We start from the raw sequence: 13,204 nt of genomic DNA on the forward strand, positions 1-13,204 counted from the left end.
ATGTATGAAATTCTAACCTATCCTTGAATACTCTAACGGTACATCATTTTGCCTTTTTATTGGCATGTTTTTCCTTTTGCTGTGCATCAATAACAGCGACTGCTGCCATATTAACAATTTCATCCACACTTGCACCTAATTGAAGAATATGCACTGGTTTTTGCATTCCCATCATAATAGGACCTATAGAATCGATACCATTCAGTTCTTTAAGCATTTTATACGTACTGTTAGCACTCTCTAGATTAGGAAAAATTAATGTGTTTACTTTTTTACCAGCTAGCTTAGAAAAAGGGAACTTACTCTGTAACAATTCAGAATTCAAAGCAAAATCTGTTTGTACTTCCCCATCTACCACTAGATCTGGGTAGTATTGATGTAAATACTTTACCGCTTCTGTCACTTTGGTCGCATGAGGATGCGATGAAGAACCAAAGTTTGCATAGGATGTCATTGCAATAACAGGAGAAACGCCAAACATAGATGCAGTACGACCTGTCATTTGAGCGATTTTTGCTAATTCTAATGAATCCGGATCGATGTTAATGGACGTATCAGAAACGAATAACGGACCTCTAGCAGTAATCATTAAGTTAGTCGTTGCTATCTTATCCACTCCTGGTGACTTGCCTATAATTTCCATCATAGGTCGCACAGATATAGGGTAAGATTGTGCCACACCAGTAATCAATGCATCTGCATCGCCTAATTTTACCATCATCGCAGCAAAATAATTACGCTGTCTTAATGTTTTTCCAGCATCAAATTCTGTAGTTCCTTTTCTTTGTCTCAGTTTCCAGAACTCATGAGCATATCGATCTTTGCGAGCTTTCTCTTCGTCTGATTTTGGATCAATGATCATACAAGGTTGGTCAAAGCCTAGATCCTCCATCAACTCGGTAATAATATCACGGCGACCCAAAAGAATAGGAATTGCTATACCTTCTTCCATTACTATTTGTGCAGCTTTCAAAACGTCTATGTTATCTGCCTCGGCAAATACAATTCTTTTAGGATTGATTCTAGCACGATTTAATAACAAACGCACTAGTTTATTATCAGATCCCATACGACTCATTAAGTGCTCTTCATACTTTCCCCAGTCAGTGATAGGCTCTTGAGCAACACCGCTTTCCATAGCCGCTCTTGCAACTGCTGGTGGGATAGTAGAAATCAATCTAGGATCAAATGGTTTAGGTATAATGTAATCTTTACCAAAAGCAATTTTCAACTCACCATAAGCAATATTTACTTGCTCAGGAACTGGCTCTTTTGCAAGTTGTGCTATCGCATAAGTTGCTGCCAGTTTCATTTCTTCATTTATTTTAGTCGCTCTCACATCCATAGCACCTCTAAAGATGAATGGAAAACCTAAAACATTATTTACTTGATTAGGATGATCACTTCTTCCAGTTGCCATGATAATGTCCTCGCGAGAAGCCATTGCAGTATCATAATCGATCTCTGGTGTAGGATTTGCCATCGCAAACACGATAGGCGAGTCATTCATAGACCTTAACATATCACCATCTACAATATTTCCAGCAGATAGCCCTAAGAATACGTCAGCATTTATAAACGCTTCTCGCATACTAGTTGTAGGTCTATCAGTTGCAAACTGCATTTGCATTTCTCCTAGATCAGTTCTGTCTTTTGTAATTAATCCGTCGATGTCAAACATCATGATGTTTTCCTTTCTGGCTCCTAACTTCACATAAAGACTGGTACAAGAAATCGCTGCGCTACCTGCACCAGAAATAAGGATTTTTACGTCTTCAATATTCTTTCCAGCTAGTTCAAGTGCATTTAAAAGTGCTGCACTAGAAATAATAGCGGTACCATGTTGATCGTCATGCATTACTGGAATATCCAGTTCTTCTTTAAGCCTTCTTTCTATTTCAAAAGCTTCTGGGGCTTTGATATCCTCCAGATTTATCCCACCAAAGGTAGGAGCAATATTCTTGACCGTTTTTATAAACTCTTCTACATCCTTAGTATCTACTTCAATATCAAAACAATCTAAATCTGCAAAAATCTTGAATAAAAGCCCTTTTCCTTCCATTACTGGCTTAGAAGCTTCTGGACCTATATCACCTAAACCTAAAACAGCTGTTCCATTTGAAATAACAGCTACTAGATTACCTTTTGTGGTGTATTTATAAACATTTGATTTATCCTTTGCGATTTCTAGACAAGGCTCTGCAACACCAGGGCTATAAGCCAGTGCTAGATCTCGCTGACTGCTATATTTTTTTGTAGGGACTACTTTTATCTTTCCAGGAGTAGGTTTTGCATGATAAACTAATGCCTCTCTTCTTTTACTTTCTTTACTCATAATTCCAATAGAAATTTAGTAAAACAAATGTAATGTTATTGTTTGAGTCTGCATTTGTGATCCTGTTAATAAATACGGACGATTTAAATTGATTTTATAATTCCGCTTTCGCGAAAGCGAGAACGAAAGAATTATATATAAAAAAAAGCTGTAATTACATATTACAGCTTTTCAAAACAACTAAAACTAACTAATCTAAATCGTTTATAATCTTTTTAAGACCTATCATATCTGGTAATCTTCCTACGTTTTGTAATTTAATGGTTGCCAGTTTTTGCGCAATGGTTACAGATTGTTCTAAAGTTTTCTCGTTTATTTGAGCATATAAAAATCCTGTCCAAAATGCATCACCAGCGCCAGTGGCATCATGAACTTCTTTAATTTTTATAGCCTCTTTATGAATAACTCCAACATTCTTGTCAGAAATACTTACACCGTTCTTTCCTTTTGTCAGGCAAATAGTATTTGCACCTAAATTGTGAAAGTATTCAAAAACTTCCTTTTCTGACAAATGAGCACCAAAGTATCGATGGCAGTCATCATTACTCACTTTTACTAATGGATTATATTTTAAATACTGGCCTATGATTCTAGCTGCCTCTTCACGATCGGGCCATATTTTTTCTGAATAATTAAGATCAATACTTAATTGTAGGCCCAATTCACTTGCTATTTCAGCTCCCTTCAAAATTGTATTTCTTGCAGGGTTTTTACTTAATGCAAAACTAGTTGTGTGATAAATCTTTGATGCATTCAAAAGATCTACATCAATCAAGTTTTCAGGTATACAACTATCAGCCTCACGATAAGCAGTAAAATCTGGAGTATCCTCAGACTTAGAAACTAAAATTATAGATGTGGGTAAGTTAGAATCTCTATATATAAAAGAAGTTACTACCTTATCTTCTTCTAATTTATTTATAATATAATCTCCTAATCCGTCTTTACCACAAGACGCGACAAGTGCAGATCTTAAACCTAGTCGAGCAGCATTTACAGCCACATTAGTAGGTGATCCACCTAAAAATCGATGATAATTTTTAGTATCTAAAATAGTAGCGTTTTTTTCATGACCTATAAAGTCAATCAACACCTCTCCAATACACAATATGTCAATAGTCTTCACTAGTCTATTAATAATTTAAAGTTATTATTTAAAGTCTGATGTAACATAACTGCTGCCGCTGCGCTCCAAGCACATTTTGCGACACCTATTGCCTTTCCGGTAAGTGTGTTGAAATTTTCATAAAATGAAAAATCTTCGGCAGCATTTAGGTTGTTCACTTCATTAAGTAATTTTGATACACTTTCTTTTTCACCATTGTGAAATAAGGCGAGTCCATAAAATCCATTTACCATAGGCCAGCTACCACCATTATGAAACTCATATGGAAAGTTTCTAAACTCGTATTTGCAGTTGTCTTTAAGTAAGCTCCATTCTTCATCTTGTTCCATTACTGGAGGCCAAAATGCCGGCAACACTTTTAATTTTGTTTCTTGAATCAAACAAGAACTGTATGAAATAATATCATTTTTAAATTGATCTGTACCTAAATCTAAAATCAATAAGAGGCTATTTGCAAATGCATCGAACTGGCTTTTATAGCCTGATGGCGAGAATGAAGCTGGCGCATAGTCCTTTGCTTTCATATTCTTATAAGCTTTTTCATGAAATTTTTCCCCATTAGAATCTGGAAGAAAATTGATTTCTACTTGATTTCTAATATTTGTAATTTTTTGGGTTATCAGTTCACATTTTTCAAAGTAATTGTAAGATTGAAGTGCCCATAATCTCAATAACTGATCATACAAAACATACCCATCTGTGATATATTCATCTGCCCAATTTCCTGAAAGTGGAACGTATACTAGGTGTTTGTTATTAAACTCCCATGCGTTTAATAATTGCAAGCATTTCTCAATGTTTGTTTTATACTTGTGTAAATACGTTTTATCATTCTTATAGAAAGCTATTTGACATACACCTATTATAAACCAGGTGACCGCATCTACTCTACCTGCTAAGCCACCATAACTTATTTCTACATTTTTTCCTTTGAACGACACGTTTGAAGGAATAGTTCCCATTTGATGTTGATGTGCTGCAAGTGTTTCAATAGTTTTCTCAAAAGTTTCAATAAGTTTTTGATCACCAGATGCAAGTGCAGCGATACCACATATAACACCGTCTCTAGACCATACTCTTTTATAATTTGAGATATCTAAGGCACTAGCTAAAAAGCCATCTTCGGAAGAAGCTTTTTTCAATAGATCAATGGCTTTATGATAAGCGTAGTTATGCATAAACTTCTTTGTGTTTTATTTTGATAAATAGAGTAGCTACTGTTGCAAAAATTAAAAGGACTCCCGCAAAGGTTACAGCGTTACGAGGATCGTTACCTAAAAAATTCTTTAATACATAACCGAAAGATAGTGTTTGAAATATCATAGGTATAACAATCATCATATTGATAATACCCATATAAACTCCATATCGTTCTTTTGGAATATTTGAAATTACCATTAAATAAGGAATACCCATCATACTTGCCCAACCTATACCAAAACCTGTAATTGCAAACAGCAGTAAGTATTTATCTGCTATGTGGGGAAATGCTAGAAATCCAGCAGCAGCGAGTAATAAACAAACCGCATGAACTAATTTAGGGCTATACTTTTTTGCAAAACCGACTAATGCAAAAGCTACTAAAAAGGTGACTACATTATACCAGCCGTTTACCAATCCTGTCCAACTTACAGCTTCATTATAGGCTTCTTCATTTGCTGGTGTTGCATTCCAAACTGAAAGTGCAACACTTTTTGATGCGTTTTGCCAGTAACAAAATAATGCATACCATTGAAAAAAGTATACTAAAGCAAGTTGCCACATTACTCTAGGCATATCCTTGATAGCGGCTACTATTTCAAATAATGGACCTAGAACAGTACGCTTTTCTGCACGCATTAAAGCGAGCTCTTCATCTGTAGGAGGAATCTCTTTGGTTTTACTATTACTCCATAAAACAGACCCTATCGAAAAAGCAGCACCTAGAAAAAAGGAAGCGTAGACCCATGTAGGTAATGAACCTGTTTTACCAATTATAAAAATGGGAAAAATTACAATTGAGAGATTTGCCAATACCTGTCCCAAACCAGTAAAGAAACTTTGCATTTGAAAACCTGTAGGCTGCTGTTCAGGAATCAATTTATCAGCGATAAGCGCTCTGTAGGGTTCCATAGCTGTATTGTTTCCAGCATCTAAAATCCATAATAAACCTGCAGCCATCCATAATGAACTGCTAAAAGGAAACAATAATAGACTGACACTACATAGCAATGCACCTATTAAAAAATAAGGCTTACGTCTACCAAATTTAGGCGACCACGTTTTGTCACTCATAGCACCTATTATAGGTTGTACTAACAGTCCAGTTACAGGTCCCGCAAGGTGTAAAATAGGTATTTGATCTGGCGCAGCTCCTAAAAAATCATAAATAGGAGTTACTGCACTTTGTTGCAATCCAAAACTATATTGAATACCGAAGAAACCGACATTCATGTTCAATATCTGCCAAAAGTTAAGTTTAACCTTACCTAATATTTTCTTTGTTTCCATCTCTTTTCTTTTGACTATGTCAGTTTAATAAATAAACAAATAAAACAATCTGTATTTGTAAAACAAAGTTGGCATTATTCTCCAATGCCAACTCTATTTTACCGTTGAAAAAAACTAATTATCTGATTGTTTTAATTAATTATAGATACTGTAAAACTTTAAATTTTTCGCCTTGAGCTTATTCAAATAATTATTTCAAATTCAAATTAAAGAATCGTGGTAACAACTTTTACTTTTTCTTAAAACTGATAAGTTAATCCTAAAGAAATAGATCTTCCTGGAAGAGCTCTAGCTCTTAAAAAGTTAGTTTGTCCTTCTACTATAGATCCTTCTTCAGATTCAGTAATACCTAAAGTATCGAAGATATTATTTGCAGAAAGGTTTGCATTTAAGTTTTTTGTTATCCCAACGTTTACAAATCCGTTTACGATTACAAATCCAGGCATAATTAATTCGTTAGTATCTTGAGCAAAGGCTTTAGTCTGCCCGATAAAACTTAATCCTATAGAATTTTGCTTTTCCACACCAAAGTTATAGGAAGGAATTAAGTTATAGATAAAGTCTGGTTGTCTTCTAGGAGCATTACCTTCATTATCACCTGACTCTAATGATGCGTTAGTATATGTTACCGCACCTCTTACTGTGAAGTCATCCATTCTGTAAGAACCTTCTAGTTCTACACCAAAGGATTGATAATCATTATCTATTATTAAATCTGGGTTTGTAGCTTCAAAACCTGCTTGCTCAGTAGTTTTTGAGTAGAAACCTGTTACATAAATTGCTCCGTTATCAAATCCTTGTTTGTAACCTATCTCTGCCTGATTTAAGAAATCTAAAGCATTAATACGGTCAGAGTTTTGGTAGTCTAATCCAGAGAATAAGATACGATCTGCTTTTGCAGCTGCTCCTCTACTGTATCTAGCAAACACTGCTTGTCTATCCTGTAGTTTGTAATTAATACCTAATGAATAAGAAAAATAATCGTAGTCATAATTTACGTTTGTAGGTGAAGCGTTATCTACACTAAATACTGCTTGTTCTGGTGCAGAGATTACACCATCATTATTGATATCTATGGCAGACTCTACACCGCCAGAAAAAGTACCATCTACTTTACCGTTATCAAATCGCACACTTGCATCAAAATTCAATTTTTCAGATGCTTCTAAGGCGATATTTAAATATGGAGCAGAAACATTATACTGAGTATCATAGTTTCTTGCAAGGTTACCCCAGAAAGGTGTACCATATGCATATAATCCATTCTCACTTAAAGGAGATCCTGTTGAATCAAAAGCATTGATTAATCTTGCGTTCTCTCCTCTAACTTCTTGTAGATAAGAATTCCAGCTCCAATTCATAGATATATTTTGAATCGATTTAAAATATCCAAGAGTAATATCTAGGTTATTGTAGGATTTAGATAATTTGATGTCATTCATAAAATTATTGAAATTTTCTAACTCTACATCAAACATATGAATACGAGCTACAAGACTATTTGCTGCTACTGGTGAACCATCCGTGAACTGTAATGAAGAACCTGTTCCAAATGAGTCTGCAATAACAGAACCAGTCCCCACTTGTGATGGAAAAGGAGAAACAAAAGCACCATTGTTAGATGAGAATCTACCATTATTAGAAACCTTATATCCATTACCGAGATCAAAATTAGCAGCAATACCTAAAGACGTTGATACTGGATTCATTCCATCAGTCACATCACCACGAGAAGGTTCTCCATCAGGACCTAGTCTCAAGGTTTGCGTTAAATTAGGAGTATGTAAAGATCCTGTTGTAGCATCAAAATTAGGAGCATCTTCCCATGTAGGATTTGAATTAGTACCAGAAACCTGAATAGGAGCTGGTAAATAAGCTATTGCCCTATCATTTAAATACTTACCATAAACTCTTACAGATCCTTTTTCAAATTCTTTCATTAAGCTTAATTTAAATTGACCTCCATTATTTGCAGTAAAACCAGCATCTCTAATTCCTTCTCCAACTCTGTAAAAACCACCTGCATGAATATATAAATCATCTGCAATTTCAGTTCCATATGCAAAATCAGTTCTAAAGGAGTCATAATTTGCACCAAAAGTAGTTCCTATCACTCCACCTTCTGACTTACCTGTTTTACTAATAATATTAATTATTCCTCCAGGCGCGTTAGAGGTTTGTGTTGAAGCAGATCCACCTCGTATAGCTTCTATACGAGCAACGTTTGAATCAAACCTCGTAAAAATATCAGCTGTTGCAAAAGAAATATCACCGTAAAGTAATACTGGTAAACCATCTTCTTGAATTTGAACATATTTAGATCCACCTGAAGAAATAGGCACACCGCGAACAGATATGTTAGAGTTACCTTCACCACCTGAAGATTCCGAACGTATACCAGGGATCGTTCTAAAAATTTCTGCAGTAGTTCTAGGAGCACTTTGAGCAATAGTTTCTGTTCTTAATGTAGTTACTGAAACACTGGATTCAATTTTTGCCTTAGGATTAGTAACTCCTGTTACTATAATAGCGTCAAGAGATTCTGCATTTTCTTTCATCACAAAATCAATGACTAATTTTGCCGAATTAACTGTAATCTTTTTTGTGAAGTTATCATACCCTAAACCAGAGGCTACCAACGTATATGCTCCGTCTGGTACATTTGCTATCGTATAATTTCCATCAAAATCAGTCACCGTACCTTTTTCTGTACCTTTTAATACCACGTTAACACCTAGTACAGTTTCCCCTTGTGCATCTTTGACATTTCCAGTGATCGTGGACTGTGCAACCACAGCAGTGACTGCACATAACATTGCGAGTATAAAACTCCATGTAGTTTTAGTAATATTCATTTGGGTAAAATTTAGTTATACATATATAGTTGAGTTAATAATGATCTAAATTTATAATTACTTCCAGTTATCCATCATTTAATTTTACCGAAAACGTTTTCGAAATGATCGAAAACGTTTTCGGTAACTGCTTTTTCTTTATTTTAGCATATCAATTATTGATAATTCTGCTATGAAACCAGTTACATTAAGAGAAATTGCTAATAAACTCAACATTTCTGTTACAACAGTTTCAAAGGCGCTTAAAGATTATCCAGATGTTAGTCCTAAAACAAAAGCACTAGTAAAGGAACTAGCATCTACACTTAACTATAAGCCTAATGCGTTTGCAGTTAACCTAAGGACCAGAGAATCCAAAACTATTGGCCTCATTATTCCTGTAATAGTACATCACTTCTTTTCAAATGTTATAAAAGGAATCATAGCACAAGCTGAAAAAAAGGGTTACTTAGTTATTATTTTACAGTCTAATGAGTCTTATGAGCTAGAAAAAAAACAAATAGAGCTTTTAATGAATCAAAGAGTTGATGGCATTATTATGTCCCTGGCAAACGACACCGTGGATTTCAAACACTTAGTAGACGTCATAAATAATGACAAACCATTGGTTATGTTTGATAAAATTGCCAAGATTGTGAATTGTTCAAAAGTAATTATTGACGATAGAAAGGCCGCTTATGACGCTACAAAACACCTTATTGATATAGGCTGTAAACGTATTGCACATTTTAGAGGTTCTTTACTTCCTCAAAATTCAATAGATAGGTTTTTAGGATATCGCAAAGCTTTGACAGATCATGGAATTTCTTATGATCCATCTTTAGTTTACATCTGTGAATGCGATGAAAAAAGTTTTGAAGAAGGAAAGAAAAATGCGCTACTCCTTATGAAAGAGCATAAAGATGTAGATGGTATTTTTATAAATACTGATCTAGTCGCTATAGGCGCAATATCTGAATTTAATAAAGCTGGTGTTAAAATCCCAGAAGATATTGCAATTGTAGGATTCAGTAACTGGTTCATGTCTTCGATCATATCTCCATCACTTACAACTATCGATCAGCCTGGTTTAAAAATGGGAAAAGCAGCTTTCAACCAATTGTATAAAGAGATTCAATCAATGAAAAAAAATGAACCTATCTATTATCAACAAATAGTTTTAAAAACCAAATTGATAGAAAGGGAATCAACCAGAGTATAACAACTAATTATTTGTTTCGCTTTCGCGAAAGCGCATATCAAATAATAAAAAAGAATTTAAGAATCAGACCTTTTCTTGAAGATAAGATCTGCACCTCGAGGTTTTAAAGTAATTAAAGGGTGGTAATCAATCTGATCATGGACTGGTGTAATATCAAATCGTTCCAACATTCTGGCAATTACCAAAACCATTTCAAATACAGCAAAGTTGTTACCTACACACATACGCGGTCCAGCACCGAATGGAAAATAAAAATCTCTATATTCTTTAGCCCTAGAAGATTCAAAACGATCTGGATTAAAAGCCTCTGGTTCATCCCAAAGATCCTTTCTACGATGCATCTCATAGAAAGAAACCAGCCAAATGCTTCCCTTCTCAATTTCAATATCTTCACAAGAGTCTGCCTCGAGCGCCACACGATCTGTTACATATGCTGGCGGATACAACCTCAATGTTTCATCAACACATTGTTTAATGTAAGACATACCCATCAAGCCTTTCATTAAATCTTCATTTTTTAAATGAGTAAGTTCTTTACTAGCTTTTACAATCGTTTCTGGGTGATGTGCTAGTAGTTGAGCTGCAAAACTAAGCGCATTTGCTGTAGTCTCGTGACCTGCAATGAATAGAACCAAAATCTCATCGATCAATTGATCATCTTCCATATGAGATCCATCTTCATAAGTGCTATGCAAAAGCATATCAAGCAAATCACCTGGCTCTCTATCACTGGACCTACGGTTATTGATAATATTTCTAAGGATATCGCGTCCTTCTTCAATCAAATTAAGTGAATGCGGAATGCTTTTTTCACCAGAAAGCCATTCTCTATCAAAGTACCATTTCATCCATGGGATTCTCAACTCTTTAATCAATGTTTTTTGAGCCTTCTCTGTAATGAATTGTAATCTTGAGATTTTACCTTCTAGATCATCAATATCTGCTAGATCAAATAAACTTCTTGCTACCACTTTAAAAGCAAGATCATTGAAAACGCTATAAACGTCAGTTACATGATCCAATTTGATTTTACCTAGTTCTTCATCGATGACTTGATCCATGGTTTTCATCAAAGAACTAATAGACTTTTTATAAAACGCAGGTTGTATTAGCTTGCGATTTGCACGCCATTTTTCGCCGTTTTCAGTTAGTAATCCATGACCAATGTATTTACCTAAATCATCAGTTTGTAAACTTGATTTGTTAAAGTTTTTTTGATTTTTTTGAAGAATATGTTGAGTCAGTTTTTCATCACAGGTGAAGTGTATTAACAAACCAGGCTTAGGACTTATCTTAAAAGTATGACCATACTTCTGGAAGTTCTCCCTATGAAATGGTAACGGATCCTTATAAATCTGTCTAGATTTTGCAAGAAATGTAAGCGCTGGAACTTGTTGTATATCTTTCATTATGCGTCAAATAATCCACCCATATTATTGACTTTTCGTCTGCCTAGGTGTTTGTAGGCATGTTCTGTAACTTCTCGACCGCGAGGTGTTCTTATGATAAAACCTTGTTGAATAAGAAATGGCTCATATACTTCTTCAATAGTTTCGGCACTTTCTGAAACTGCTGTAGAAAGCGTGGTTATTCCTACAGGACCACCTTTGAATTTATCGATAATAGTCGTTAATATTTTGTTATCCATCTCATCAAGACCATGCGCGTCGACATTTAATGCCGCAAGAGCATATTTGGCAATCTTCATATCAATAGTTCCGTTCCCTTTTATTTGAGCAAAATCACGCACTCTTCTCAATAGAGCGTTTGCAATACGTGGTGTTCCTCTACTACGACCGGCAATTTCAATTGCCGCATCCAGATCTATCGGCATATTAAGGATTTCAGCACTGCGTATAACGATAGTCGAAAGTAATTCAGTCGTATAATATTGTAATCTTGCTGCTATACCAAAACGAGCTCTCATAGGTGCAGTAAGTAATCCCGACCTAGTAGTCGCACCTATTAGCGTAAATGGAGCAAGATTTATTTGAACAGTCCTCGCATTAGGACCTGTTTCAATCATTATATCAATCTTATAATCTTCCATAGCGCTGTATAGATACTCTTCTACAATTGGACTTAACCTATGTATTTCATCTATAAAGAGAACGTCACGTTCATCGAGGTTAGTTAAAAGGCCCGCAAGATCGCCAGGTTTATCCAGTACAGGTCCAGAAGTTACCTTAATTCCCACGTTCAATTCATTAGCGAGAATATGTGCTAAGGTCGTTTTTCCTAATCCTGGAGGACCATGAAATAACGTATGGTCTAAAGCTTCTTCTCGACCATTTGCTGCAGCAACAAAAATCTTGAGATTTTCTAAGACTTGGTCTTGACCTGCAAAGTCATCAAATGAAAGAGGTCGCAAAGCTCTATCTACATCATGCTCTTCATTAGTAAAGTGATTGCCTTGTGGATCGAGATTTTCATTCATATATCAAAGATAACTCTCCTAATATACTAATTGATAATTTAATTTAATTAATGAGAACTTTAAAAAGCAAATAATACATTCTATTATAAACTTAACTATAATATGAAATAGATGTTTACGAATGCGCTTTCGCGAAAGCGAGATAAGATAAGCTGAACTCGATTTATAATAAACTTAAAAAGACAAATTAAATAGAATCGTAAATTGAAATCAAAAAATGAAACCACAAGAAAAAACACCATCGTTAAAAGTAAACTTGATAAATGACACAAATTGGTCATTAGAAAAGCAACAAACCGATAAATCTACACTGATCATATTCTATCGAGGATTGAACTATCCGGTATGCAAAAAACAGCTAGAAGAAGTTGCAAGTAATCTAGAAGAATTTACCAAGATAGGGATTCATGTAATCGCAATAAGTATGGATACTGAAAAACGTGCTAAAATAACTGGTGAAAAACGGGACATTAACGAGCTACCAATTGGATTTGATCTATCAAAAAAAAAAGCTGAAGACTGGGGTTTATACTTATCCAAAAGAATCACTGACAAGGAACCAAAGTTATTCTCAGAGCCCGGAATCTTCTTAATTAAAGCAGATGGAACGTTGTACTTTTCATCCATTCAAACAATGCCTTTTGCAAGACCAAAAATTCAAGATATAATAAAAGCAGTAACTTGTTTGAGGATAAAGATTATCCAGCTAGAGGAGAATTTTAAAACTATTACCTATAAATAAAAAAAGCCACTTATCGAG

9 protein-coding genes are annotated in these 13,204 nt (G+C 34.9%); 2 read left to right on the plus strand and 7 right to left on the minus strand.

The window, feature by feature from the left end:
- Positions 1-43: 43 nt before the first annotated feature.
- From ACTF54_RS01445 to ACTF54_RS01465, 5 genes are all read right to left on the minus strand, one after another.
- Positions 44-2,335, minus strand: coding sequence for an NADP-dependent malic enzyme (locus ACTF54_RS01445; RefSeq protein WP_438968564.1), 2,292 nt, complete (start codon positions 2,333-2,335; stop codon positions 44-46).
- Positions 2,336-2,525: 190 nt separating this feature from the next.
- On the minus strand, positions 2,526-3,461 hold the full coding sequence (locus ACTF54_RS01450; RefSeq protein ID WP_347196288.1) for a carbohydrate kinase family protein: 936 nt from the start codon (positions 3,459-3,461) through the stop codon (positions 2,526-2,528).
- Complete coding sequence (locus ACTF54_RS01455) at positions 3,461-4,639, minus strand: glycoside hydrolase 100 family protein (protein ID WP_347196289.1); 1,179 nt, start codon at positions 4,637-4,639, stop codon at positions 3,461-3,463. Before ACTF54_RS01455 ends, ACTF54_RS01450 begins: the two co-directional genes overlap by 1 nt.
- Positions 4,632-5,951 (minus strand): MFS transporter, encoded by a 1,320-nt coding sequence (locus ACTF54_RS01460; RefSeq protein ID WP_347196290.1) that lies wholly within the window; start codon positions 5,949-5,951, stop codon positions 4,632-4,634. The genes ACTF54_RS01455 and ACTF54_RS01460 overlap by 8 nt, the downstream gene beginning before the upstream one ends.
- 239 nt (positions 5,952-6,190) lie before the next feature.
- Positions 6,191-8,806 carry a TonB-dependent receptor gene (locus ACTF54_RS01465; RefSeq protein ID WP_438968565.1) on the minus strand — a complete coding sequence of 872 codons (2,616 nt, stop codon included), beginning with the start codon at positions 8,804-8,806 and terminating at the stop codon, positions 6,191-6,193.
- A gap of 172 nt (positions 8,807-8,978) precedes the next feature.
- On the opposite strand from ACTF54_RS01465, the gene ACTF54_RS01470 reads away from it, so the two are divergent.
- On the plus strand, positions 8,979-10,007 hold the full coding sequence (locus tag ACTF54_RS01470; RefSeq protein ID WP_438968566.1) for a LacI family DNA-binding transcriptional regulator: 1,029 nt from the start codon (positions 8,979-8,981) through the stop codon (positions 10,005-10,007).
- Positions 10,008-10,063: 56 nt separating this feature from the next.
- On the opposite strand, the gene ACTF54_RS01475 is transcribed toward ACTF54_RS01470, so the two are convergent.
- Together ACTF54_RS01475 and ruvB are read right to left on the minus strand one after the other, a co-directional pair.
- A complete protein-coding gene (locus ACTF54_RS01475) occupies positions 10,064-11,416 on the minus strand; it encodes a cytochrome P450 (RefSeq protein ID WP_438968567.1) in 1,353 nt (450 codons plus the stop codon).
- Positions 11,416-12,444 carry a Holliday junction branch migration DNA helicase RuvB gene (gene ruvB / locus ACTF54_RS01480; protein WP_347196294.1) on the minus strand — a complete coding sequence of 343 codons (1,029 nt, stop codon included), beginning with the start codon at positions 12,442-12,444 and terminating at the stop codon, positions 11,416-11,418. The genes ACTF54_RS01475 and ruvB overlap by 1 nt, the downstream gene beginning before the upstream one ends.
- Before the next feature lie 217 nt (positions 12,445-12,661).
- Between ruvB and ACTF54_RS01485 the strand changes: the two genes are divergently transcribed.
- Positions 12,662-13,186 carry a redoxin domain-containing protein gene (locus ACTF54_RS01485; protein ID WP_438968568.1) on the plus strand — a complete coding sequence of 175 codons (525 nt, stop codon included), beginning with the start codon at positions 12,662-12,664 and terminating at the stop codon, positions 13,184-13,186.
- Positions 13,187-13,204 lie beyond the last annotated feature (18 nt).

The sequence above is a fragment of the Nonlabens sp. genome, from assembly GCF_965657255.1.
GTDB lineage: Bacteria > Bacteroidota > Bacteroidia > Flavobacteriales > Flavobacteriaceae > Nonlabens.

Excerpts from the sequence above, each read along its gene's own strand:
- ACTF54_RS01445 (WP_438968564.1), bottom strand. The coding sequence starts at position 2,335 with ATGAGTAAAGAAAGTAAAAGAAGAGAGGCATTAGTTTATCATGCAAAA.
- ACTF54_RS01455 (WP_347196289.1), bottom strand. The coding sequence starts at position 4,639 with ATGCATAACTACGCTTATCATAAAGCCATTGATCTATTGAAAAAAGCT.
- ACTF54_RS01460 (WP_347196290.1), bottom strand. The coding sequence starts at position 5,951 with ATGGAAACAAAGAAAATATTAGGTAAGGTTAAACTTAACTTTTGGCAG.
- ACTF54_RS01465 (WP_438968565.1), bottom strand. The coding sequence starts at position 8,806 with ATGAATATTACTAAAACTACATGGAGTTTTATACTCGCAATGTTATGT.
- ACTF54_RS01470 (WP_438968566.1), top strand. The coding sequence starts at position 8,979 with ATGAAACCAGTTACATTAAGAGAAATTGCTAATAAACTCAACATTTCT.
- ACTF54_RS01475 (WP_438968567.1), bottom strand. The coding sequence starts at position 11,416 with ATGAAAGATATACAACAAGTTCCAGCGCTTACATTTCTTGCAAAATCT.
- ruvB (WP_347196294.1), bottom strand. The coding sequence starts at position 12,444 with ATGAATGAAAATCTCGATCCACAAGGCAATCACTTTACTAATGAAGAG.
- ACTF54_RS01485 (WP_438968568.1), top strand. The coding sequence starts at position 12,662 with ATGAAACCACAAGAAAAAACACCATCGTTAAAAGTAAACTTGATAAAT.